This is a genomic window from Streptomyces griseus subsp. griseus (assembly GCF_003610995.1).
Classification (GTDB): Bacteria; Actinomycetota; Actinomycetes; order Streptomycetales; family Streptomycetaceae; genus Streptomyces.
In genome coordinates, this window is sequence record NZ_CP032543.1 from 315,377 (window position 1) to 340,376 (window position 25,000).

Here is a 25,000-nt window from a genome sequence, read left to right on the forward strand (position 1 = left end):
GGCGCGGTCACCCCGCCGTCCGGTACGGCCCTCCCCCGTGCCCCGCAGGCAGCGGGACGCGCCACTCCAGTACCGTGCCGCCGCGCGGGGGCGGGCCGCTCTCCGCGGAGAAGGTGCCGCCCAGCTGTTCGGCCCGTTCGGTCAGGTTCCGCAGGCCGCTGCCCCGGGCGTCAGGAGGGAGGCCGGTGCCGTCGTCGGTCGCGGTCACCGTCAGCACACCGTCGTCGGCGACGACCGACACCTCCGCCTCCCGCGCCCCCGCGTGCCGGGCGATGTTGCTCAGGGCCTCCACGATCACCGCGATCACCTGGTCGGCCACGTCCTGCGGCACGTCCGTGTCGATCAGCCCCTCCATCCGCAGCGCGGGAGGGAACCCGAGGGCGGGCGCTGCGGTGTCCACCGCCTCGACGACCCTGGTCCGGAGTCTGGGGGCGGCTCCGGTCGGCTCGTGCTCACGGAGGCCGAAGATGGTGGAGCGAATGATCTTGATCGTGGTGTCGAGGTCGTCGATCGCCCGGCCCAGCCGTTCGGCCGCCTCCGGGTGGTCGACGAACGGGCGGGCGCTCTGGAGGGTCATCCCGGTGGCGAACAGCCGCTGGATCGCGAGGTCGTGAAGGTCACGGGCGATCCGGTCCCGGTCCTCCAGCAGGCTCACCTGCTCGGCGGCGCGGCGACGCTCGGCCAGTTCGAGCGCCAGCGCGGCCTGCCCTGCGAACCCCGGAAGCGAGGCGATCTCCGGGCCGGCGAAGGGGGCACCGCCCTGGAGCCGCGCCAGGATGAGGACCCCGCTCAGCTTCTCCTTGGTCCCACGACGACGGCGACCGCGGGGCCGAACCCCTCCCAGCTCTCGGGCCGTACGGTGATCCGGGGGTCGTCGGCCACGTCGGGAACGGTGATGAGGGCGTCGGCGGCGAGCGTGACCCCGGCGAGGGTGCCCCAGGTGGACGGCAGCGCCAGGCCGCGATGGGCCTCGGCCCCCTTCCCCCGGGCGAGCGACCCGCTCAGCTCACCGTCCGGCTCCACCAGGTGGAAGACGCCCAGGTCGGCACCGGCGATGTCCACGGCCCGGGCCAGCATCCCCTCCAGTACCTCCGGTTCCGCCGAGCCGGAGAGGAGCGCGCTGGTGAAGCCGGAGCCGGCGGCGAGCCACCGCTCGCGCAGCCGCCCCTCCTCGTAGAGGCGGGCGTTCTCGATGGCGATGCCCGCCGCGACCGCCAGCGTGGAGACGACGGCCTCGTCCTCCGCGTCGAAGTCGGCGCCGCCGCGCTTCTCGGTGAGGTAGAGGTTGCCGAACACCTCCTCGCGGACCCTGATGGGCACGCCGAGGAAGGAGTGCATCGGCGGATGGTGGGGCGGGAAGCCGTACGAGGTCGGGTGGGCCGAGAGCTCGCCCAGCCGCAGGGGCTCCGGGTGCCGGATCAGCTCGCCGAGGATGCCGTGGCCGGAGGGGAGGCCGCCGATCTGTTCCCGTACCTCGTCGCTGATGCCGATGGGCAGGAACTCGGCGAGCTTCTGGTCGTCGCCGATCACGCCCAGCGCCCCGTACTCGGCGTCGACGAGCGCGACCGCCGCCTCGACGATGCCCCGGAGCACCTGGGGCAGAGCCAGTTCCCGGCCGACCGACATGACGGCCTCCAGCAGGCCGTTGAGCCGGTCGCGGGTCCCCCGGGCCTCGTCGATGCGGCCCTGGAGCTCGTCGAGGAGTTCGTCGAGTCTCAAGCGCGGGAGCCTGGCACGTTCGGTCTCACGGCCGTCGCCGCCCATGAACACCTCCGACGGCGTCGAGGGCGCGGACCGCTCGTGTCCGCACCTCCCAACGTAGCCGCCGCACCGCGCCGGCTCATGTCGAGGTGTCCGTGATGAGGCCGCCGTGGGAGGGCCCGGTCATGCCGGTGCCGGCGCGGGGGCCGTGATCACCGGGCAGGGGGCCCGGTGCAGCAGCCCGTGGACGACGGAGTCCGGGCGCTCCCGGTGGAGCCACCCCGGCCCCGGCGGCCCACCACCACGGCGACGGCGTGTCCGGCCGCGTCCGCGAGCGCCTCGACCGGGGACCCGGTCACCACCTCGTGGTCCAGCCGGACGTCGGGGTAATTCCCGGCCCACCCCGCAACAGGCTCGGCCAGCAGGCGGCGCTCGGCCTCCGTCGGGGCGTCACCGCCGCGCAACGAGAACACCGGGGCGGCTGCCACACCGCGACCGCGCGCTGGGCGCAGCCCCGTGGACCGGCCTCCTCGAACGCCAGGGCGGGCGCCGCCTTGGAGGTTCGCCGCCGTCGACGCCGACCACGAGGTACGGCGGCCGCGCGGCGCTTCCTCCGGCCCGGCCCACCACGGTCACGGGGCAGTGCGCCTGCGCGGTGACCGGGACGACCAGCGAACCGGCGCTGAGGAACTCCTCCAGCCTGCCCAGGTGCCGGGAGCCGAGCACCACCATGCGGGCCTCGCGGGTCAGGCCCGCCAGGACAGGCGCCGGGGGCCCTTCGAGACGGGAGGCGGTGGTCCGCAGGCCCGGCTGCCGCTCCCGCGCCCCGGCCACGGCGGCCGCCAGGTCCTGTACGGCGGCCTCTTCGGCCTCCCGGTGGCGCGGGGGCGTCGCCGGGGTTCGTGGAGCGGCGGTACGGCCACGACGAGCCGCCGCCCGGGGGCGCGGAGGCGGGCCTCGTCGGCCGCCCAGCGGACGGCCGGGTACCGGTCCGCGCGGGGGTCGGCACCGACCACGGTGTCCTGGCCTCTCGCCGTACCGCTCATGAGGGGTCCTCCTGCCGTCCGCAGCCCGGAGCTCTTCCGAGACTGGCATCGGGAAAGGGCGGCGGTGCGGGCCGCAGGGGGCGGAGAGGGGCCCCGGTCGGTCCGGGGGCAGGGCCGTTCGGCCCCTCCCCGCGTTGGCGTTCCCGGCGGAAGCTGGAGCCGAGGGAGCACCGGAGAGGAAGCCATGCCCACCACAGAGCAGCTCGTGGAGACCGTGACCTCGCTGGTCGAGGACGCCGTCACCGCACCGTCCATGCACAACGCCCAGCCCTGGCGGTTCGTCCACCGCGCGGGCACCCGTTCGCTCGCCCTGTACGGAGACCCGTCGCGCTCACTGCCCGCCGGAGATCCGGACGGGCGCGGGCTGCACCTGGGATGCGGCGCCGCCCTGTTCAACCTGCGGGTGTCCGCCGCCCAGCACGGGTGGGGCGCCGCCACCGAGCTGCTCCCCGACCCGCGCGACCCCTGGCACCTGGCCGATGTCGTGCTCCAGGGGCCCGACCCGGCGGAGCCGGACCCGGCGGAGCTGTACCCCGCCGTACGGCAGCGCCACACCAGCCGCTTCCCCTTCTCCGACGAGCGGATTCCGGGGGAGATCGTCGACGGGCTCCGCGGCGCCGCCCTCCTGGAGGGGTGCCGGCTGATCGTGCCGGGGACCTGGCACTCGGAGGCGGTCCTGGACCTGGTGCGCGACGCCGAACTCTTCGAGTCGGCCGACGCAGCGCTGCGCGAGGAGATCGCCGCCTGGACCCGTACGGGCAAGGCCGGTGAGGGACCCGCCACCGAGGGCATCCCCTCCTACGCGCTCGGCCCGCGCCAGTACGGGGTGACCGCCCCCGCACGGGACTTCGACGCGCCGCGCGACCTGCCGGGCCGGGCCGTCGCCGCCTTCGAGGAGCGGCCGCAGATCGCCTTGCTGGGCACACTGGACGACTCCCCGGCCGACTGGCTGCGGGCGGGGCAGGCCATGGAACGCGTACTCCTGCAAGCCACTCTCGACGGGCTGTCGACCTCGCTGATGTCGCAGCCCCTGGAATGGCCCGAACTCCGCTCGCTGACCCGCGAGCCCGGCTCCCTGACCGGCTTCGTCCACATGGTGTTCCGGTTCGGGTACGGGCCCCGGGGTGTCGCCACCCCTCGCCGGCCGGTCGACGAGGTCCTGACCGTGGAGTGACGGCCGTGGCGGCACCCGGAGCCCGGGACCAGCCTGCTCCGGGGCTCCGTCGGCTCCGTGCCGGCTCCGTTCAGCGGCGGGGGGCTCGGCTGCCGCCGCCGTCGCCCTTCCCCGCGTAACCCGGCGGAATGATCTGGACCGGGCAGCGCCCGTGGTGCGTACGTCGCCTTGAGCGGACCGCCCCCACCCGGCGCCGCCGGTTCAGCCGGCCTGGCCCGGGGCGCCGTCCACGACGATCCTGCGCCCGGTGAGGCGGCGGGGCGCGAGGATCATGACGCGGTCGCGTCCCTCACCGGCCCAGGGGCTGGAGTACGCCGTCTCCCGGAGCCGGAGCGCCTCGTCCTCGTCCGTCACCGTGCGGACGGTTCCCACCAGCAGCACGCTCCAGCCCTTGCTGAAGGCCTCGTCGATGTGGTCGGTCTCGAAGGCGATCTCCGTACCGTCCGCTCCAGCGAGCGGGGAGCGGTCCCCCGTGCTGAACCTGACCTCGCCGTCGGACACCTGGTAGTTCACCGGCAGCACGACGGGCCCGTCGCCGTCGTTCAGCGCCACCCGCCCCACGCCGTGGTCGCCGAGCAGGGCCCAGCACTCGGTGTCGTCGAGTTCGACCATCCGGGCCTCACGGGCCGCCCGGCCGAGCCCGCCCGGCAGGTCCACGGTCCCGCCGGTCAGCTCCTGGACCGTGGTCTCCAGGGCGTCGGCCAGCCGGAGCAGGAAGCCGATGCCGGGGGTGGCGGACTGCTCCTCGACGTACTGGATGTAGCCGGGTGCGGCGCCCGCCCGCAGGGCCACGTCCTGCCGGGACAGATCCAGCTGGAGGCGGCGCGCCGCGACGCGTCGGCCGATGTCGCCTCTCGCCGCGGGCGGGGGTCGGTCCATCGTGAGGTCCTTCTGCTCGTCGGGGCGGGGCTCTGCACCGTCCACGCTAGCGAGGGCCCGTACGGCTCGCAGTGCGGAGCCGGGGACGTACACCTCCTCGGCCACGGGGAGTTCGCGATGCGGAGTACCTCTGGAAGGGTGAAGATCGCCGGGTTAGGCTCGCCTTACCCAGGGCGAGCCCCTCCCCTCCCACCAGGAGATGTCCATGCGCCTGCTCATCCGGCACCCGGCACCCGATCTCCGGGGCCGGCCATGACCGGCCCCGGACCCGGCCGCCCGGCCGACGCGGAGAGTCCTTTCGCCTCGTTCGGCCTTCCCGGCAAGCCCGGCACCGACGCGTTCTGGGCCACGGCCCGCGCGCCGCTGTCGGTCCCCGCCGACGACGGCTGGCTGACGCTGTTCCTGTGGCGGGGTTCTCCGGCCGCCCTCGACTTCGAGAGCTGGTCGGGGCCTGTCTCCCTGCGGCGGTGGGCGGAGACGGACTGCTGGTACGCCGAGGTGGCCATGCCCGCGCGGCTCCGGGTGACCTACCGGTTCCTCGTGGCCGGCGAGGCCTGCGCCGACCCGCTCAACCCGGTCGGGGCGGGCGGCGACCGCTCCATCGCCGCGACGCCGGACGCACCGCCCCAGCCGCACTGGCCGGCCGTCGGCCCCGACGACATCCTGCCCCTCCCGGACACCCGGCTGCGCTGGCGCAGCGAGCGGCTCGGCGGGCGGCGGACCGTGGGGGTCCACCCGGTCGCGGGCGGCGGGCCGGTGGTCCTGCTCCTCGACGGGGACGACTGGCTCCACCTCCACCCGGCGATGGACGCCTTCGCCTCCGCCGTGGCCGCCGGCGAGTTGGAACCCGTCACCCTGGTCTTCCTCCCGGCCAAGGACCGGTCCACCGAGTTCGGGTGCGGACCCGGGCTGTGGGAGGCGGTGCGGGACGAGCTGCTGCCGCTGGTGGCCGGGGCGGGCGTACGGGCCGATCCGGACCGGCTGGTGGTGGCCGGGCAGAGCCTGGGCGGGCTGAGCGCGCTGTACGCGGCGCTGGAGTTCCCGGAGCTGGTCTCCCGTGTCGCCTGTCAGTCGGGGTCGTTCTGGTGGACGCCGGGCGCCGAGGGATCGGCGGACCCGCTGGGCGGGCCGGTCGGCGGAACCATCGCCGAACTCCTGCGCGGGGCGCACGACTTGTCGCGGTTGCGGTGCGCCTTCGACCTGGGCGAGCACGAGAGGCGGATGCTGCCGCACTGCGAGCTGGTCGAGTCCCTCACCGAGCGGGCCGGGGCGACCGTACGGGTCTCGCGGTCCGCGTCGGACCATGACCGGGCGGGCTGGCGGCAGGCTCTGCTGAGGGATGTCGCCTGGGCGCTGGGCTGAGCACCGGCGGGGGCGGCGACCGCCCCCGCCGGTGGCATCACCGGGCCACGGCCAGGCAGTACGCCTCGTCGCCCGCGAGCAGGTTGCGGTGGGTGTCCTCGGCGGTGATGACCCCCTCGTCCAGGACGAGCACCCGGTCGGCCGCGTCCAGGAGCGCCGGGCTGCTGGTGATGACGAGCGTGGTGCGCCCCCGCCGCAGCTTCGCGATGTTGCGGGCGATGAGCTGCTCGGTGACCGCGTCGACGGCGGTCGTCGGATTGTGCAGCACCAGTATGTCGGTGTCGGCGGCCAACGCCCGTGCCAGCGAAAGCCGTTGGCGCTGCCCTCCGGAGAGGTTGGCCCCCCGGTCGCGGACCGCGTAGTCGAGGCCGTCGCGGTGGAGGGCGACGACATCGGTCAGCATGGACGCCTCGACGGCCTCGGGGAGCGTACGGCTGGTGCCCGACGGGTCGATGTTCGTCCGCAGGGTGCCGCCGAAGATCTCCGCGTCGTACGGGTTCACCAGCAGGTGCTCCCGGACCGCCTCGACCGACAGGTCCGCCAGCTCCTGCCCGCCGAGCCGGACCGCTCCCTCGTACGCGGGCGGCGCGACGTTCACGGCGAGCACCGCGACGAGGTCGGCCGCCGCACGCGGCTGGTAGGGGGCGATCGCCACGAACTCCCCTTCCGCGACCTGGAACTTCACCCCTTGCAGGGTGCCGTGCCGGACTCCGTCGATCTCCAGATCACCGCCCGGGGAAGGGCGTTCGGGGCCCGGTGTCGCCACCGGCGGGGCGGAGAGCACCAGCGCCATGCGCTCGGCGGAGGCCCGGGCGATCATCACGTACTTGGGCATCTCCGAGAACAGCTTCAGCGGCTCCATGATGAACTGCGCGAGGCCCACGGCCATCACCAGTTCACCGATGGAGATCTGGCCGCCGAACGCCAGCCAGCCCGCCGTCAGCGAGACGGCGGCGGCGAGGACGGCGTTCAGGGCCAGCGCGGTGCCCGCGTAGACGCCGTTCACCTTGGCGACGGTGATTGCCTGGCGTCTGGCGTCGGTGCTGACCTTGCGGTAGGAGCCGAACGCGGCGTGGTTGCCGCCGAAGCCGTGCAGCGGGCGCAGGCCGATGATGAGGTCGGCGACCTTGGCCCCGGCCCGCGCCACCTTGGCCTGTTGCTCCTGGGTGCTGGAGCCGATCCGCCGGGACATCACCGCGAGGATCGACAGGATGCCGACGGTCCCCACGATCACCAGCAGGCCGAGCCGTATGTCGGCCAGGCTCAGCGCGACCGCGGCGACGACCACCGCGACCAGGGAGCTGACCAGCAGCGGCACCACCTCGATGATGTCGGCGGTCTGGTCGGCGTCCTCGGTGGCGATGGTGAGGATCTCACCCGACTTCAGGCCGTCCAGATCCCGGGCCACCGGCTGGAGCCCGCAGGCGGCCACCTGGACGCGCCAGCGGTGCGCCTCGGTCGTGTTGGCCTTCTGGAGCACCCGCATGCCGAACCGCCACGACAGCGAGACCGTCGTGATGATCACGGCGAGCGAGCCGATCGACACCCCGAGCGAGCCGAGGCTGCGGTCCTGCATCGTGTGTTCGACGATCAGCCCGAGCGCGATCGGGAACGCCGTCTCCGCCGCCTGGTACAGGCCCATGAGGACGGTGCCCGCGATCATGGCGCCGATGTTGCGGCGCAGCGCGGTGCGCAGGATGGCGGCGCCCGGGCGGGGCCGCTGCGTGTCAGTTTTCATCAAGGGGTGTCAGTTCTCATCGAGGTGGCGGGCGATCGCTTCCGGGGTGCGCAGGGTGAACAGATCACGGATGGTGACCACTGGACCGTACTCGCGGCGGAGCAGCCCGATCAGCCGCACCGCCAGCATGGAGTGTCCTCCGAGGGACACGAAGTCGCTCACCGCGCTCACCTCGTCGTCCTCCAGGTCCAGTGCCTCGGCGAAGAACTCGCAGACCACGGTCTCGGTCTCGGTCTCCGGTCCGCGCTCGCCCGCCGTGGTCAGCGCGCCGAGCGGTCGCGCCTCGGGCAGCGCCTTGGTGTCAGCCTTCCCGTTCACGGTCAGCGGGATGCTGTCGACCCGGGCGAAGTGGGTCGGGCGCAGGAAGTCCGGCAGCCCGGAGCTGACTTCGGCGGCGACCTGGGCCAGCTCCGCCCCCTCCACGACGAGATAGGCGGCCAGCCGGTAGGCGCCGTCGACCTGCGGGTCGGGCTGGGCGACGGCGGCGACGAACCGCACCGCCGGATGGGCCGCGAACACGGCCTCCACCTCCCCCAGTTCGACCCGGTGGCCGCGGATCTTGACCTGCTGGTCGGTACGGCCCAGGTAGACGATGTTCCCGTCCGGCCGGCGGATCACCAGGTCCCCGGTGCGGTACATGCGCTCACCGGGGGCGCCGAACGGGCAGGCGACGAAGCGGTGCGCGGTCTGGGCGCTCCGGCCCAGGTAGCCGCGGGCGATGCCGACGCCCGCCACGTACAGCTCGCCCGGGGCCCCGTCGGGCAGCGGTCGCAGCCAGGGGTCGAGGACGTACACCTCGGTGTTGTCGATGGCCACGCCCACCACCGGGTCCTGGCATTCGAAGGTGCCGACGCCCAGGGTGTTGATGGTGTACTCGGTGGGCCCGTACAGGTTGTAGCCGACCGTTCCCTCGGTCTCGGAGAGCCGCTGCCAGAGCGTCGGGGTGACGGCCTCGCCGCCCAGCAGCACGAGCGGGGGCCGCTGTCGCGGGTCGTCCAGCAGCCCTTCGGCGATCAGCTGCTGGGCGTAGGTCGGGGTCACGTTGATGACGTCGATCGCGTGCTCGGCGCAGTAGGCGACGAGCCGGGGTGCGTCCCGGCGCAACTCCTCGTCGCAGATGTGGACTTCATGTCCGTCGGCGAGCCAGAGCAGCTCCTCCCAGGACATGTCGAAGGCGAACGACACGGTGTGCGCGATCCGGAAGGTCCGGTGGCCGTGCTCGGCGAGGACCGGTTCGAAGATCCGGCGCTGATGGTTGATCAGCATGTTGGTGAGACCCGCGTATTCGGTGACCACACCCTTGGGCTTGCCGGTCGATCCGGAGGTGTAGATCGTGTACGCGGGACGCCTCAGCCGGTCCGGGTCGTCGGGGGCGAACGTGACGTACGGCTCGGCCTCCGGCAGCGGGCGGTCCAGCTCGATCAGCTCGCCGCTCAGCCGGGGCGAGACGCTGCTCACGGTGAGGATCACCTCGGGCCGCGCGTCCTCGACGATGGTCGCGATCCGCTCGTCGGGGTGGTCGAGCTCCAGCGGTACGTAGGCGCCACCGACCCGCAGTACGGCGAAGAGGGCCGCGATCCAGTCGAGGGAGCGCGGGATCGCGAGGCCCACGGTCGTCTCCGGGCCGATCCCCCGCCGGGCGAGCACCCCCGCCACGGCCCGGCTGCGGTCGCGGAGTTGGGCGAACGTCATCGTCGCGCCGTCGGCGACGAGCGCGATCCGATCCGGGTGGCGGTCGGCCGCGAGGTCGAAGCGGTCGACGACGGTGTCCGTACCGATGTCCGTACGTGCGGCGGGCTCAGGGTCCGGCCCCAGGCCGCGCAGCGCACCCATCAGGCCCGTCGACCGGGCCACGTCCTCCAGCACCCGCAGGTAGTCGTCCAGCAGCCGTCGGGCGGCCTCGGCGTCGCCGTGCCGGTGTTCCAGCTTGACCGTGAGGCGGTCGCCGGGGGTGACGACCCAGGTGTACGGGTAGTGCGTGGAGTCGTCCGCCCGGACCGAGGTGATGCCGTGGCGGGCGTTCATCGCGGCGAAGGCGTCCAGGTCCAGGAAGTTCTGGAGCACGAAGAGGTTGTCGAACAGGGTGTCGTGGCCGCTGGCCCGCTGGATCTCGCCGAGCCCCAGGTGCTCGTGGTCCATCGCCGCCACCCGCGCCGCCTGTACGGCCGACAGATACGCGCCGACCGTCTCCTCGGGCCGGGCCCGGGTCCACATGGGCACGGTGTTCAGCAGTACGCCGACGATGTCTCCGTGCCCTGCGCCCTCCCGGCCCGAGACGGTCACGCCGAACACGGCGTCGGCACGGCCGGTACGGGCGCCCAGCAGCAGCCCGAACGCCCCGGTCAGCACCGAGTTCAGGGTGACGCCGTGGACCCGGGCGGCCTCCCTCAGCAGCTCCGTCAGCTCGGCGGAGAGCGTGTGCACCAGCGGCTGCGGCAGCTCCTCGATGAGGTCCGGGGCCGGACCGGCGAGCAGCGTAGGACCGGAGAGGCCGGTCAGATGGTCCGCCCAGAAGCGCTCCGCCACGGCCGGGTCCTTGGCGGCCAGCTCCCGGGCGTACTCCTCGAAGCCCGGCACGGCCGGGGTGGCGTCCCACGGCTCGCCCGCGACGACGGCCTCGTACGCGTCGAAGAGGTCGCGCAGCAGGATCTCGCGGGACCAGCCGTCCCAGAGCAGCAGGTGGTAGCTGAGCAGCAGCCCGTCACGGCCGTCGGGCAGCCGCACCACGGTCAGCCGGATCAGCGGCGGCTCCCCCGGGTCGAAGCCGCTCTCACGGTCCCGGATGCGCAGGGCCTCGGCCTCGGCGTCCGTGGTCAGTTCGACCGTGCGGACGTCGACCCGGCGGCCCGCCTTGAGAAGCTGGACCGGGTTGCCGTCGTCGTCGGTGGTGAAGCCCGCACCGACGACCGGGTGGCGGGCGATGACGTACGCCATCGCTTCGGCCAAGGCGCCGGTGTCCAGCCGCCGGTCGAAGGTGAACCAGCTCTGCGCGACGTAGTGTCCGGCCGCGCCCGCCATCTGGGCCTGGAAGAAGAGGCCGCGCTGGAGGGGGGTGACCGGGGCGGTGCGCTCGGCGGTGGCGGCGGCGCTCCCGATCTGCGTGAGGGCGGTGAGCCAGTGGTCGGTGAGCTCCTCGGGTATCCCCGCGGCGAGGGTGAGAGCGGCGTGCAGGCTGCCGGTGGCGTCGTCGGTCCAGGCGTTGACCTCGACGGCGTACGGGCTCTCGCCCTCGCCGTCACCGGTGACCCTCAAGGCCTCCGACTCACCACCCCTGCCGAGGTAGTTGAAGAGGACCTGGGGGCGAGCGGTGAGGAGGGGGGCCGTCTGCGGGTTGAGGTACCTGAGCCGGCCGTAGGCGACGTGGCCTTCCTCATCGGGCTGGCGCTCGGCGATCTCGCGGGCCGCGGCGACGGGGTCGGTGTGCGGGGTGAGCCGTACGGGGGCGATGGAGGTGAACCAGCCGACGGTACGGGTGTAGTCGTGGTGCTCCGCCGCCGGGACCCGGCCGTGGCGCTCCAGGTCGATCGCCAGGTCGGTGGGGGTGGGCTGGATGTGGGTCAGCGCGGTGCGCAGGGCGCCGCAGAGCAGCTCGGTGAGGCCGACGCCGAGGGCCGCGGGGGCAGTGCGGGTCACGAGGTCGCTGACGTCGGGCGGGAGTACGGCGGTGGTCTCGCGCAGTTCGCCGGGTGCGGGCACCAAGGGCGGGGCCTGGAGGGTGGTGAGCCAGTGGCCGAGCCCTTCGGCCGACTCCGCCGACCGTACGGCGAGGGCTTCGGCGTACGCGGCGTACGACGTGGTCGGCGGCTCCAGGGCGGCGCCGGTCAGGGCGGTGGTGAGGTCGTCCAGGAGGATCAGCCAGGACACCGCGTCGACGGCGAGGTGGTGGACCGTGACGACCAGGGTGCGGCTCGCCGCCAGCCAGGAGAACGCGATGACGTCTCCGGCCTCCGGGTCCAGCCGTCCGGCGGCCGCGTTGGCGGCGGCCGTCGCGTCGGTGGTGTCCGGGGTGGCGAGGGTGGCCTCCCGGGCGGGTTCGGTGCGCAGGGTCCATACGCCGTGCTCGGTCCCCAGCCGCAGCCGGAGGGCCGGGTGGGCGGCCACGACGGCGTTCGCGGCGCGCCGGATGTCGGCGAGACCGGTGCCGTCGGCGACCTCCAGGGCCCTGGCCTGGGCGAACCGGGCGAGCGAGCCGCCCAGCTCCCGTCGGCGCAGGATGATCGGGGTGAGCGGCAGCGGGCCGTCCTCGCGGCGGGTGACGGGCGTCGGCGCGGTCTGCGGGGCGCGGGTGGCCAGGTGGTCGGCGAGGGCGCGCGGGGTCTTGCGGAGGAACACGTCCCGGGGCGCTATCGGCAGACCCAGCGCGCGGGCCCGGTTGACCACGGTGATGGCGATGATGCTGTCGCCCCCGGCACCGAAGAAGTCGGTGTCGGCGTCCACGGAGGTGCCGGTCAGCGTCCCGGCGAAGATGTCGACCAGTGCGGTGAGGGCGTCGGAGCCGCCCGTGGCCCGCTCCTGCTGGGGGCCGTCCTGGTGCGCGGCCCGCTCGGTCAGCGCCTTGCGGTCCAGCTTTCCGTTGACCGTCAGCGGCAGCGCGTCGACCGGCAGCACCCGGCCGGGCACCATGTGGACGGGCAGCTTGGCGGAGAGCAGGGTGGTGAGATCGGCGGGCGCGGCGCCCACGATGTGTGCGACGAGGTGGTCGCCGCTGTCGGCCACGGTGACGGCCACGTCGACGACGCCGTTCACCTCCCTCATGGCGTTCTCCACTTCGCCGAGTTCGACCCGGAACCCCTTCAGCTGCACCTGGTCGTCGGCGCGGCCCGCGAACTCCAGCTCCCCGTCGAGGGTCCGGCGGGCGAGGTCGCCCGTGTGGTACATCCGGGAGCCGTCGCCCGCGAACGGGTTCGCCACGAAGCGGCTCGCGGTGAGCGCCGGGCGGCCCAGATAGCCGAGGGACACCTGATCGCCCGCGACGTAGATGGCACCCACCCGGCCCGGCGGCACCGGCCGGAGCCGGTCGTCCAGCAGATACGTGGTCAGCCCCGGGATGGGTCCGCCGATCGGGCTGACGTCTGTGCCGCCGGTGAAGTCCTCGTCGGTCAGGACCCGGTGGGTGACATGGACGGTGGTCTCGGTGATGCCGTACATGTTGACCAGCTCGGGCGCACCGGTGCCGTGCCGCTCCACCCAGCCGCGCAGCCGCCCGAGGTCCAGCGCCTCGCCGCCGAAGATGACGCGGCGCAGGGCGGTGACCGGTCGGTCGGCGTGCAGGTCGGCCTCGACGAACTGGTGGAAGGCGGAGGGGGTCTGGTTGAGCACGGTCACTCCGCGCTCCCTGACCAGCCGGTGGAAGTCGACGGGCGAGCGGGTCAACGCGTATTCGGGGACGAGCAGTTCGCCACCGTGCGCGAGGGCGCCCCACAGCTCCCAGACGGCGAAGTCGAAGGAGAAGGAGTGGAACTGGACCCAGACGTCGTCCGGCCCGAAGTCCATGTCCGGTCGGGTGTTGGCGAGGAGCGTGGCCACCGCGGAGTGCGGGACGACGACGCCCTTGGGCCGGCCGGTGGAGCCGGAGGTGTAGATGACGTACGCGGCGTCCTGCGGGCTCACCTCGGGCGCGGCGGTGCCGGCCGACGGCTGTTCATCCCCCTGGACGAGTACGCGGGCCTCCACTCCGGCGCTCTCCAGCAGCCGGGTGAAGCGGTCGCGCTGGTCCCGGTCCACGAGGACGACCTGCGGGGCGGAGTCGGCGAGGATGTACTCCAGCCGCTCGTCCGGGTACGCCAGGTCCAGCGGCACGTACGCGCCTCCGGCGGTGACGACGGCGATCAGGGCGACGACCTGCTCCAGGGAGCGCGGGACGGCGACGGCGACCCGCTGCCCGGGGCGGACTCCGGCCGCGCCCAGGACGGACGTCAACGCGTTCTTGGCGGTGGTCAGTTCGCCGTACGTCAGGGACCGGGTACCGCCGTCCAGGGCGCACTGGGTCACGGCGGTGGCCGCCGGGTCACGGCGGGCGGCGGTGTCGAACAGCGCTCCCAGGGTCGTCGGCGCGGCCCGCTCGGGGGCCCTGTCGGACTCGGGGGCCAGCTCGTCGACCCGGGCGTCCGGGCGGCTCAGCAGCTCGGTGAGGGTCCGGGTGAACGCGTGCAGGATCGCCGCGGCGCTCTCCCTGCGCAGCAGCTCCCCGTCGTAGATCAGGTTGAAGCGCGGGCGGCCGTCGTGCGACCGCTCCACGACCAGCGTCAACGGGTAGTGCGGGGCGCCCTCGTTGACGATGTCGGTGACGGCCAGGGTGTCGTCCGGGCCGCGCAGGGCGTCCACGTCGGTCGCGACGTCGAACACCACCAGGGTGTCGAAGAGGGAGCCCGCGCCGCTCTGCCGCCCGATCCGTGCCAGCGACACGTGCTGGTGCGCCAGGACGGCGCTCTGATGTTCCTTGACAGCGGTGAGCAGGTCGTACGCGGTGTCGGTGGCGGACCAACGGGCCCGTACGGGGATGGTGTTGATGAAGAGGCCCACCATGTCCCGGATGCCTGGCACGTCGGCGTCGCGTCCGGAGACGGTGGAGCCGAAGACGACGTCCCGGCCGTGCAGGATGCCTCCCAGCGTCACCGCCCACGCACTGTGGACGGCGACGCTCAGGGGCACGCCCGCCGACCGTGCGGCGATGTCGATGTCCTCGGCGGGCTCGGCCGCGATGTCGGCGAACTGCTCGGAGGGGGTGTGCCCTTCGGCGACCAGGGAGGGGCCGGGCAGGTCGGCGAGTTCCTCGCGCCATACCCGGTCGCTCTCGTCCTGGTCCTGCCGGGCGAGCCAGCCGACGTAGTCGCGGTAGCCGCCGATCGGGTACACGGACCCCGGTGCGTGGTACTCGGCCAGCAGGGCGCGGAGCATCGGCGGCACGGACCAGCCGTCGGCGATGATGTGGTGGACGGTCTGCACCAGGACGGTGCGGCCGGCTCCGGCGCGGATGAGGGTGTAGCGCATCAGGGGGCCGGTGGCGAGGTCGAACCCGGCGCGGCGGTCCCGCTCGGCGAGGCCGCGGATCTCGTCGTCGGTGATGGCGGGGCGGTCCAGTGTGGTGAAGGGCGCCCGGACTCCGCTCTCCAGGACCGAGACCACCCGGCCGTCGGCGAGGGCGGTGAAGCGGGCGGCCAGGTTGGGGTGGAGCGTGAGCAGCCGGGTGGCGGCCGCCGCGAGCCGGCCGGCGTCCACCTCCCCCTCCAGGGTGAGCAGTTGCTGCTCCACGTAGCTGCCCGTGGCGTCGTCGTCGAAGACCGAGTGGAAGTAGAGGCCCTCCTGCAGCGGGGTCAGCGGCAGGATGTCCCGCAGCTCCGCGCTGTCCAGGTCGTCGACGTCGGCCTGGGCGAGCGCCACCAGCGGGAAGTCGCTGGGGGTGTGGCCGCCCTCCTCCAGCGTGGCCAGTGCGGACAGTGCCTCGCCGAAGTACGCGGCGAGGGTGGCGGTGTCCTCGTCGGTGAAGACGCCCTCGGGCCAGGAGAGGGTGGTGACCAGCTCGTACGCGCCGTCGGCGTCGGGTTCGGCGATCGCGTTGAACTCCAGGGCGCGCGGCAGGCGCATCCTCGGGTCGCGCCTCTCACCCAACTGGCCTGTGGTGCCCGCGAGCTGCCAGTCCCCCGAGGCGCCCGCGTCGAAGCGGCCCAGGTAGTTGAAGAGCACCTGGGGCGCGGGCGCGACCGGTCCGGTGTCGGTGAGGTAGCGCAGGGCGCCGTAGGAGAGGCCGTTGCTCGGGACCCGGGCGAGGTCTTCCTTGACCGCCTTGAGGGCGGCGGCGAGATAGGCGGGTGCGGTGAGGTCGGGGGCCGCGCCGGGGTCGACGGTCACCGGGAACAGCGTGGTGAACCAGCCGACCGTACGCGACAGTTCGGGGTCGAAGCCGACCGCGTCCGCCACGAACCTCCCCTCACGGCCGTGCCCTTCCAATTCGATGTGGGCGAAGGTCTGTTCCTGCCCCCGGTCGCGGCGCCACCGGGCGAGGGCGACGGCCAGCGCGGTCAGCAGGACGTCGTTGACGCCCGCGTGGAACGTGGCGGGGACCTCGCCCAGCAGTGCGGCCGTCTCCTCGGGTCCGACGGTGAGTGTCCGGGTCCGCTCACGGGCCACGGTGTCGGCCTCGGTGAGGGAACGCCTGCCGATCGGCGCGTCCTCGCCCGGCAGGGCACGCTCGAAGTAGGTGCGGTCGGTGGCGAAGTCCGCCCGCTCCAGGAGCTGGGTCCAGCGCCTGAACGACGTACCGACGGGCGGGAGTTCGACAGCTGCGCCCGAGGCGTGCCGACGCCAGGCCGTGGCCAGGTCCTCCATGAGGATCCGCCAGGACACGCCGTCGATCACCACGTGGTGGGCGACCAGGACCAGCTGGCGTTCCGCGCGGCGCCAGACGGCACGCAGCATCACACCGTTGTCCGGGTCCAGTGCCCCGGTGGCACGTTCGACGCACTCCTCCAGCGGCGCGTCGCTCTCCTCCCAGCCCACGGTGGCCGCCCCGGCAGGCGGGATGTCGAAGCTCCAGCGCTCGCCGCGTACCAGCCGGGCGCGGAGCATGTCGTGGCGGTCGAGGACGGCGGTGAGGACGGTGGAGAGGGCGTCGGCGGTCAGCGCGGCCGGGGTGTTGAGGACGACCGACTGCACGAAGCCGTCGACCGCTTCGGTGGTCTCGCCGAGCCACTGCACGATCGGTGATCCCACCACGGAGCCGGTCGGGGTGTCGGCGTGGTCGACGGCGGAGACGTCGTCGCGGCTCGCCACCGCCGCCAGCGCCCCGACGGTGCCGTTGGTGAAGATCTGGCGTGCCGTCACATGCAGACCGACCTCGCGCAGGGCGCTGAGCAGGGAGATCGCCAGGATGCTGTCGCCGCCGAGCAGGAAGAAGTCCTGGTCGACGCCGACGTCGTCGACGCGCAGCACCGCCGCGACCGCCGCGCACACCAGGCGCTCGTTCTCGGTGGCGGGTGCCACGAGGCCGCCGGTGGGCCGGGCGGGTTCCGGCAGGGCGGCCCGGTCGATCTTGCCGTTGGCGGTGAGCGGGAACTCCGTCAGGACGACGAGGTGGGCGGGGACCATGTACTCGACCATGTGGGCGGTGGCCCAGGCCGTGACCTCGTCGGCCGTGAGCTCCTCGCCACCGGTGGAGGGGATGACGTACCCCACCAGGTAGGTGCCGCCCGCGCTGTTCTTCCGGGCGACGACGCAGGTGTGCCGGACACGGGGGTGTTCGGCGAGGGAGGCCTCGACGTCCTCGATCTCCAGCCGCATCCCGCGGATCTTTATCTGGTTGTCGGCCCGGCCGAGGAAGTCCAGCGACCCGTCGGGGGCGAACCGGGCGAGGTCGCCGGTCCGGTAGAGCCGGGAGCCGTCGGAGGCGAAGGGATTGGCGACGAACCGGGAGGCGGTGAGGCCGGGCGCACCGACGTAGCCGCGTCCCAGGAGGAGTCCGCCCACGTACAGTTCGCCGCCGACGCCGACCGGGACCGGGCGCAGTTCGTCGTCCAGCACGTAGAGCTGGGTGTTGGGGTTGGCCTTGCCGATCGAGGTCGACAGGCGCTCCGCCTCGCCCCGGTAGATGACGTGGGAGACGCCGATGGTCGTCTCGGCGGGGCCGTAGCCGTGGTACATGGGGATGTCGAGGCGGGTGCGGAACCGCTCGTACAGCTCCGGGGTCAGCACCTCGCCGCCGCACCAGACGTGGCGCAGGCTGTCGAGACGGCCGGAGCCGGCCTCGATCTCCAGGAGGACGTCCAGCATGGACGAGACCAGGTAGGTGAAGGTGACGCGCTGCTCGGCGATGACGCTCAGCAGGTGGTGCGGGTCGCGCTCGCCGCCGGGCCGCAGGATGACCAGCCGGCCGCCGGAGACCAGCGGCAGGAAGATCTCGTTGATGGAGATGTCGAAGGAGAGCGGCGCCTTGAAGAGCGAGGCGTCGTCGTGGCCGAACCGCAGGATCTCCTCCCGCTGCCACAGCAGGCGCTCGCTGATCGCCTCGTGGCGGATCATGGCGCCCTTGGGGCGGCCGGTGGAGCCGGAGGTGAAGATGACGTACGCCAGTGAGGTGGGGTGGACGACCACCTCGGGCGCCTGTGCCGGGCAGGAGCCGAATCCCCAGTCGCCGAGGTCGACGGCGACGGCGTCCGGCTCGGACGCGTCGGAGACGCCCGAGCCGTCGAGCTGGAGCACGACCCCGGCGTCCTCGATGACGACGGCCCTGCGGGCGGCGGGCCACTGCGGGTCGAGGGGGACGAACGCGCAGCCGGCCTGGAGCACGGCGAGGAGGCCGATGACCATCTCGGCGGAGCGACCGAGCGAGATCCCGACGACCTGTTCGGAGTCGAGCCCGCGCCCGATCAGGTGCTGGGCCAACTGCGCAGATTTCTCGGCGGCCTCACGGTAGGTCAGGGTTCGGTGCTCGTCGACGATCGCGACGGCGTTCGGCCTGCTGCGGGCCTGCTCGCGGAACAGCTCCACGACGGTCGGGCGGACGCGGTCGGCCCGGTTGTCGTTCCAGCCGGCCAGGGTCTCGATCCGTGCCGCGATGCCGGAGGGGCCGATGGTGCCGACGGGCCGGTCGGGGAAGTCGGCCAGGTCGTCCAGGGCGAGCTGCGCGTCGGCCACCGGCACACCGTCGGGGACCGTGACGCTCAGGCCGTCCGCACCGACCTCCCAGCCCCGGCTCCCGCCACCGCCGTTGTCGACCCAGCCGAGGACATCGGCGAACGAGGTCCCGGGCGTGAGGTCGATGCCTTCGGGGCCGGTACCCGTCGCCCAGTACGCCAGCCCGATGGCACATGCCTCGGCGACGGTCCGGTCGCTGTACTCGCCGATGCGCCTGCGCACATCGGCGAAGTGGGTGGGAGAGAGCAGTACGTGAGGAGCAGACGGTTCCGTCATCGAAGACTCAGACCCTTCCGAGGTTTGAAAGTTAGCCTAACCTTACTGAGGTTGACCTAACTACCCTCGCGCCAAGCGCGCCACAGACGCGCGTACATGCCACCCAGAGCCACCAGCTCCTCGTGCGTCCCCTCCTCCACCACGCGCCCGGCGTCCAGGACGGCGATCCGGTCCGCCGCCATCGCCTGGGTCAGCCGGTGGGCCACGAAGAGGGTGGTGCGGCCCGCGCACGCGGCCAGCACGGCACGCTCCAGCTCGGCGGCGCCCTCGCTGCCCGCCTCGGCGGTTGACTCGTCGAGGACCACCACCGGCGACCGGCTCAACACCAGCCGGGCCAGCGCCACTTGTGCGACCTTGGTCACATCGAGGCGCTCGCCGCCCTCGCCGACCATGGCGTGCAGCCCGCCGGGGAGCAGCTCCACCCATCCGTCGGCGCCGACGGTCCGCAGCGCCTCCATCAGCTGGTCGTCGCTCGCGTCCGGTGCGGCGAGGCGCAGATCGTCGGCGAGCGGCCCTGAGAAGACGTGCGTCTCCTGGGTCAGGATGCTCACCAGGGACCGGGCCTCGGCCTCGTCGAGTCCGGCGAGCTCCCGCGACCCGATGCGCACGGCCCCGGACTGCGGGGTCCCGATGCCGGCGATCAGCGCGGCCAGGGTCGACTTGCCCGCGCCCGTGGCGCCCACGAGCGCCAGCGAGCCACCGGCCGGGATGGAGAGGTTCACGTCGCGCAGGACCGGCTCGTCGGTGTCCGGGTAGCTGAAGGTCAGCTCCTGGACCGTCACGGCGTACGGTACGGCCTCGGCCGGGACGACGGACTCGTCGCCCACCAGCCGCTCCTCCGACGGCTCCCCCAGCACCCCGACCAGGCGGGTGAGGCTGGCGCCGGACTTCTGCGCCTCGTCGAAGGTGAACATGATGGAGCCCAGCGGGGTGAACAGCCGGTGGAACATCAGCGGGGCGGCCGACACCTCGCCGAGGGTGGCGGCGTCGGCCTCCAGCAGGGCGTACCCCACCACCAGGATCAGGACGAGGCCGATGAACTCGGCCCGGTTCTCCCGGCCGACGAAGCGGCCGAAGAACCGGAAAACCTCGACGCCGAGGTTGCGCACCCGCCACGACTCGGCGGTGACCTTCTCGCGGACGTCGCCCTCCAGGCGGTACGCCCGGACCGTGTCGATCCCGTTGAGGCCGCTGATCAGCGCCTGCGCCCGGTCGGCCTGGGCGACGCGCTGCTTGCGGTAGAGCGGGGCGGACCTGGGGAGATACCAGCGCAGCGCCAGCGCGTACGCGGGCAGGGCGCAGGCGCCGGCCACGCCGAGCCGCCAGTCCAGGCCGAACATGCCGAGGGTGGCGATGGCGACCAGCACGCCCGCCGAGAACACCGTGGGGATGGCCTGCCGGATGCCCTTGGACAGGACGGCCACGTCGTCGCCGACGCGGGAGAGCACATCGCCCCGGCCGACCTGCTCCACGCGGGCGCTCGGCATGCCCAGCACGGCGCGGACGGCGCTCTCGCGCAGCTGGGCGAGGAGCTCGGCCCCCAGCCGCCCGATCAGATAGGTGGAGGCCGCGGTGGCCGCCGCGCCGAACAGCGCGGCGGCCCCCATCAGCACTCCGACCGTGACGAGCACCGAGCGTGATTCGCCGCCGACCACCCCGTCGACCACCCGGCCCAGCAGGAGCACGGGGACCACTTGGAGGGCCGCTCCGGCCACGGTGGTGACCACGGTGGAGAGGGTCAGCCACGGGGCCCGGCGGCAGTGTGCCGCCACCCAGCCGGTGGCCTCCCTCCCCGTCGCCGTACGCAGCTTCGCCGGGGCCGGGGGGGTGTCGGTGACAGTCACGCGATCGCCAGTTCTCGGTGGGGGGAGGGCGGTTCGGCCGTCATCGCTACTTGGCCGCCTTGACCAGCTCGTCGATGGCGTACGGCAGGGAGAGCAGCGTGCCCTGGGACATGGCGGCGCCGATGGCCGGACCCTCGCTGTCCAGGAGGTAGGAGACCTTGCCGTTCTTGACGGCGGGCAGGTTGGCGAAGAGCTCGAACTTCTTGAGCGCCTCGGTGTCCGCCTTGTCGTTGATGACGAAGATGCGGTCGACGTCGAGCAGGTCGATGCGCTCGGGCGACAGCTCGGTGGAGAACTTGCCGTCGGCGATCTTGTCGATCTCGGTCTGGTAGCCGAAGCCGGAACCGGTGACCAGCTGGCCGCGCACATCGGTGGAGGTGAACGGGTACACCGCGCCCTTGTACCAGGAGAGCGCGACGGCCTTCTGGCCGGCGAAGTCGGGGTTGTCCTTCTTGGCGGCGTCCAGCTTGTCCTGGATGCCCTTCACCAGTTCGGTGCCCTCGGACTCCTTGCCGAGCGCCTTGGCGATGTGCACCGCGTTGTCCTGCCACGCGGCGCTGAAGGGCTCCTTCTCGGCCTTGGTGCGGCCGACGGTGGGCGCGATCCTGGAGAGCTTGTCGTAGGCGGCCTTGTCGACCTCGGAGTAGACCGCGATGATCAGGTCCGGCCGCAGGGCGGCGATCTTCTCGTAGTTGGGGCCCGAGTCACCGTTGTTCATGATGACCTCGGGGCGGGTGTCGCCCCACTTGTCCTTGACCCAGGGCCACTGGGTGTTGATGTCGGGGGTCCGGCCCACCGGGTTCGGGTACTGGTCGACCATGCCGACCGGCTTGATGCCGAACGCCAGGATGGCCTGGTCGTCCGTGTAGCCGACGGAGACGACCCGCTTGGGGGCCTTCTCGACCTTCGTGGTTCCGAACGCGTGCTCCACCGTGACCGGGAACGCGCCGGCCTCGGCGGCCGGGGCGTCGTCGCTCTTCTTCGCCTCCGTGCCGGAACCGCATCCGGCGAGGAGGCCGACGCCGAGGGTCGCGACAGAAAGTGCCGCGGCCAGCCGCCGCCACGGCCGCACCTGCGTCGTTCGATGGAGAAGCATCCGGAATCCCTTGCTTTCGCGCTGTCCACTGCGCCCCTGGATGAGGGCGAGCAAACCTTATCCGACCAAGTGAGGCGAGCCTAGCCTTACTTGAAATTCTCTCGCCGCCCGGGCCCGTCACCGTCCGGCCGATTCCCGCTGTCGGGGTCTCACTTCACCGAGGAGTCGATCACCGGCCGGACGTGCGTACGTCCGATCGGGACGATGAGCGGCCGGTCGCCCACCGGGTCCTCGATCACCTTCGCCTGCAGCCCGAAGGCGTCGTGCAGCAGCTCGGCGGTGATCACATCACGCGGGTGCCCCTGCGCCAGGATCGAACCCGCCCGCATCACGATGAGGTTGTCGCTGTAGCGCGTGGCGAGATTGAGGTCGTGCAGCACCATGACCACGGTGCACCCCGACTCGTGCAGGTCGTCGACCAGATCGAGCACGTCGATGGCGTGCGCGAGGTCCAGATAGGTGGTCGGCTCGTCCAGCAGCAGCAGATCGGTGCCCTGGGCCAGGGTCATCGAGATCCAGACGCGCTGGCGCTGGCCGCCGGAGAGCGAGTCGACGGGACGGTCGGCCAGATCGGCCACCCCGGTCATGGCCAGAGCGCGCTCCACGACTCCGGCGTCGTCCGAGGACCACTGCCGCAGCCAGCTCTGGTGCGGATGGCGTCCCCGGGCGACCAGGTCGCCCACCGTCAGCCCCTCGGGTGCCACGGGCGCCTGCGGCAGCAGGCCGAGCTTCTTCGCCACGTCCCGGGTCCTGAGCCTGGCGATGTCCTCGCCGTCCAGCACGACCGTCCCGCTGGCCGGTTTGAGCAGACGGGTCAGGGTGCGCAACAGCGTCGACTTTCCGCAGCCGTTGGGACCGATGATCGTGGTGACGACCCCCGGCGGGATCGCCACGTCGAGATCGTCGATGACCGCCCGTCCGCCGTAGCCGACCGTGACGCCCCTCGCCGCCAGCCGTGCGGCGCCCTTGACCTCGGACCGGGTCTCGGTGATGAACTGCGCGACCACAAGCACCCCTTGAATTTAGGCTCGCCTAACCTTAGTGCCTTCGACGGCAGTTCGCCTCAGGCCGTCACGGACCGGACCGGCGCAGGTTCGCCCGTACCAGCAGATGGACGAGGAACGGGCCGCCGATCGCCGCGGTGACCACGCCGACCGGAAGGGTGACCGGCAGCGCCGTACGCGCGATGAGGTCCGAACCGGTCAGCAGCAGCGCCCCCAGCAGGCCGGAGGCGGCCATCGGCGGCGTCGGGCACCTCGCCAGCCGCATCGCCACCTGGGGCGCCACCAGCGCGACGAACGGGACAGGGCCCGCCGCGCTCACCGCCACGGCTGCCAGCAGCACCGCGCACAGCAGGAGCACGGCCCGTACCCTGCCGTACCGGACGCCCAGCCCGGCGGCCACGTCGTCGCCGAGGTGCATCGGTTTGAACTGGAACGCGGCGGCGGCCACCACCACGAGCAGGACGAGCCCGCCCCAGAACGCCACCTCGACCTCGTCCCACGACCGGCCGTCCAGCGAGCCGACCAGCCACGCCTGGGCCCGGGCCACGTCCCTGATGTCGGCCGACACCAGCAGCCAGGTCGTGATCGCCTGCATCACGGCACTCACCGAGATGCCGATGAGGATGAGCCGGAAGCCGTCGATCCCGCGCCGCCAGGCCAGGAAGTAGACCAGCAGCCCGGTGCCGAGGCCGCCCAGGAGCGCCGCCGCCGACAGGCCCACCGAGCCGACGACCGCCGCGGCGGCCCCGCCCGACACCGTCACCAGGAAGACCGCGACGGCGCTGGCGCCGCTGGTGATCCCGAGGATGTCGGGGCTGGCGAGCGGATTGCGGGCGACGGACTGGGTGATCGCCCCGGACACACCGAGCGCGATGCCCACGACGAGGCCGGCCAGGGCACGCGGCATCCGCAGGTCCATCACCACGAACTCGTCGACCTGTTCGCCCTGGCCCAGCAGCGTGGCGATCACCCGCGACAGGCCGATGGGGAAGTCCCCGACGGCGATGGAGAGGCAGAACACCAGAAAGGCGGAGGCCGCCAGCACCAGTGTGACCAGGACGAGCCAGGGCCGCCAGACGAACGACACCCGCCCGATCCGCACACCCGGCGCCAACGGTGCCTTCGGATCCGCCGAGTCGGCGCCCTTCGGATTCATCTCTGTTTCGCTCATGCGCTCTTGAACTTTCCTCGCCACACCAGGACCGCGAAGAACGGGGCGCCGACGAGGGCGACCACGACACCCGGTTCCAGCTCACCGGGCCGCACCACCAGGCGCCCCACGATGTCGCAGACCAGCAGGATGACGGCGCCGAGCAGACCCGCGTACGGCACCAGCCAGCGGTAGTCGGGGCCCGTCAGATACCGGGCCACATGGGCGACCATGAGCCCGAGGAAGGCGATGGGACCGCACGCCGCCGTGGCCGCCCCCGCCAGCAGGGTGATGGCGACGATGCCGATGGCCCGGCTCAGCACGATGTTCACGCCCAGCCCCCGCGCCACGTCGTCGCCCAGATTCAGCAGGTTGAGGGAGGGCAGGGCGCTCAGGGCCAGGAGGAGCCCGACGCCGATGAACCCGGTCACCGGCCAGATGACGTCGAACCCCACCCCGGCCACCGAGCCCGCGTTCCAGAACCGCAGCGCGTTCAGCGACTTCTGGTCGGTCAGGGCGACCGCGGTGGTCATCGCCATGAGGAAGACCGTGATGCCCTGCCCGGCCAGGGCGAGCGTCAGCGGATTGCCCGCTCCCCTGCCGATGCTCGCCAGCCCGAAGACGACGACGCCGGCGAGAGCCGCCCCCACGAAGGCGAACCAGACGTACTGGAAGGGGTCGGTGAACCCGAACACGGCGATCACCGTCACCACCGCGAACGAGGCCCCGCTGTTCACCCCCAACAGCCCGGTGTCGGCGATGGGGTTACGGGTGTACCCCTGGATCAGCGCTCCGCCGACGCCCAGGGCGATGCCCGCCACGATCGCGAGGACCGTACGGGGGACCCGGACCGTCTGCACGATGAGCCGTATCTCGGTGAGCCGTTGGTCGGGGTCCGGCGACGCGAACAACCCGTGCCAGACCTCGCCGGGGCTGAGCGCACGGGCTCCCACCGCCAACGACAGGGTCGCTGCGAGCGCGAGAAGCGCCACCAGCGTGCCCAGCCCCACAAGCCGCCCGCGGCGGACCTCTGTCGCACCCCTGGTCACGGGGCGCTCAACTGCAGTCGTGCTCATATGGACGTACGTTATCCCTACTGAT

General features: G+C 72.8%; 12 protein-coding genes and 1 pseudogene. 2 read left to right on the forward strand and 11 right to left on the reverse strand.

The window, feature by feature from the left end:
- Positions 1-7: 7 nt before the first annotated feature.
- The 3 genes and pseudogenes from D6270_RS01420 to D6270_RS33595 all read right to left on the reverse strand — a co-directional run bounded on the left by D6270_RS01420 (position 8) and on the right by D6270_RS33595 (position 2,535).
- Positions 8-1,764: pseudogene (locus D6270_RS01420) on the reverse strand (GAF domain-containing protein).
- Between the two features lie 149 nt (positions 1,765-1,913).
- Positions 1,914-2,189: a hypothetical protein gene (locus D6270_RS32680; RefSeq protein ID WP_225976747.1), complete on the reverse strand. Its 276-nt coding sequence runs from the start codon at positions 2,187-2,189 to the stop codon at positions 1,914-1,916.
- Positions 2,152-2,535 carry a universal stress protein gene (locus tag D6270_RS33595; protein ID WP_239476922.1) on the reverse strand — a complete coding sequence of 128 codons (384 nt, stop codon included), beginning with the start codon at positions 2,533-2,535 and terminating at the stop codon, positions 2,152-2,154. Before D6270_RS33595 ends, D6270_RS32680 begins: the two co-directional genes overlap by 38 nt.
- 396 nt (positions 2,536-2,931) lie before the next feature.
- Here D6270_RS33595 and D6270_RS01430 point away from each other — a divergent pair, with 396 nt between their 5' ends.
- Complete coding sequence (locus D6270_RS01430; protein WP_109167152.1) at positions 2,932-3,921, forward strand: Acg family FMN-binding oxidoreductase; 990 nt, start codon at positions 2,932-2,934, stop codon at positions 3,919-3,921.
- Positions 3,922-4,122: 201 nt separating this feature from the next.
- On the opposite strand, the gene D6270_RS01435 is transcribed toward D6270_RS01430, so the two are convergent.
- Complete coding sequence (locus D6270_RS01435; RefSeq protein ID WP_109167629.1) at positions 4,123-4,800, reverse strand: helix-turn-helix domain-containing protein; 678 nt, start codon at positions 4,798-4,800, stop codon at positions 4,123-4,125.
- 252 nt (positions 4,801-5,052) lie between these two features.
- Between D6270_RS01435 and D6270_RS01440 the strand changes: the two genes are divergently transcribed.
- Entirely contained in the window at positions 5,053-6,162 is a 1,110-nt protein-coding gene (locus tag D6270_RS01440; RefSeq protein ID WP_109167151.1) for an alpha/beta hydrolase-fold protein, read from the forward strand.
- A gap of 37 nt (positions 6,163-6,199) precedes the next feature.
- Here the strand turns inward: D6270_RS01440 and D6270_RS01445 are convergent, their stop codons facing one another.
- From D6270_RS01445 to D6270_RS01475, 7 genes are all read right to left on the reverse strand, one after another.
- Entirely contained in the window at positions 6,200-7,900 is a 1,701-nt protein-coding gene (locus tag D6270_RS01445) for an ABC transporter ATP-binding protein (protein ID WP_109167150.1), read from the reverse strand.
- 9 nt (positions 7,901-7,909) lie between these two features.
- Positions 7,910-18,805 (reverse strand): non-ribosomal peptide synthetase, encoded by a 10,896-nt coding sequence (locus D6270_RS01450; RefSeq protein WP_109167149.1) that lies wholly within the window; start codon positions 18,803-18,805, stop codon positions 7,910-7,912.
- A 56-nt stretch (positions 18,806-18,861) separates the two neighbouring features.
- Positions 18,862-20,649, reverse strand: a complete 1,788-nt coding sequence (locus D6270_RS01455; protein ID WP_109167148.1) for an ABC transporter ATP-binding protein — start codon at positions 20,647-20,649, stop codon at positions 18,862-18,864.
- Between the two features lie 46 nt (positions 20,650-20,695).
- Positions 20,696-21,745 carry an iron-siderophore ABC transporter substrate-binding protein gene (locus tag D6270_RS01460; RefSeq protein WP_109167147.1) on the reverse strand — a complete coding sequence of 350 codons (1,050 nt, stop codon included), beginning with the start codon at positions 21,743-21,745 and terminating at the stop codon, positions 20,696-20,698.
- 149 nt (positions 21,746-21,894) lie between these two features.
- Positions 21,895-22,752, reverse strand: coding sequence for an ABC transporter ATP-binding protein (locus D6270_RS01465; protein ID WP_109167146.1), 858 nt, complete (start codon positions 22,750-22,752; stop codon positions 21,895-21,897).
- 64 nt (positions 22,753-22,816) lie between these two features.
- Positions 22,817-23,920 (reverse strand): FecCD family ABC transporter permease, encoded by a 1,104-nt coding sequence (locus tag D6270_RS01470; protein WP_109167145.1) that lies wholly within the window; start codon positions 23,918-23,920, stop codon positions 22,817-22,819.
- Positions 23,917-24,975, reverse strand: coding sequence for a FecCD family ABC transporter permease (locus tag D6270_RS01475; protein ID WP_202419023.1), 1,059 nt, complete (start codon positions 24,973-24,975; stop codon positions 23,917-23,919). Before D6270_RS01475 ends, D6270_RS01470 begins: the two co-directional genes overlap by 4 nt.
- Positions 24,976-25,000 lie beyond the last annotated feature (25 nt).

Bases quoted from the DNA above. Each gene is read 5' to 3' on its own strand.
- D6270_RS01445 (WP_109167150.1), bottom strand. From the start codon at position 7,900: ATGAAAACTGACACGCAGCGGCCCCGCCCGGGCGCCGCCATCCTGCGC.
- D6270_RS01435 (WP_109167629.1), bottom strand. From the start codon at position 4,800: ATGGACCGACCCCCGCCCGCGGCGAGAGGCGACATCGGCCGACGCGTC.
- D6270_RS01460 (WP_109167147.1), bottom strand. From the start codon at position 21,745: ATGCTTCTCCATCGAACGACGCAGGTGCGGCCGTGGCGGCGGCTGGCC.
- D6270_RS01470 (WP_109167145.1), bottom strand. From the start codon at position 23,920: ATGAGCGAAACAGAGATGAATCCGAAGGGCGCCGACTCGGCGGATCCG.
- D6270_RS01440 (WP_109167151.1), top strand. From the start codon at position 5,053: ATGACCGGCCCCGGACCCGGCCGCCCGGCCGACGCGGAGAGTCCTTTC.
- D6270_RS01450 (WP_109167149.1), bottom strand. From the start codon at position 18,805: ATGACGGAACCGTCTGCTCCTCACGTACTGCTCTCTCCCACCCACTTC.
- D6270_RS01475 (WP_202419023.1), bottom strand. From the start codon at position 24,975: ATGAGCACGACTGCAGTTGAGCGCCCCGTGACCAGGGGTGCGACAGAG.
- D6270_RS01430 (WP_109167152.1), top strand. From the start codon at position 2,932: ATGCCCACCACAGAGCAGCTCGTGGAGACCGTGACCTCGCTGGTCGAG.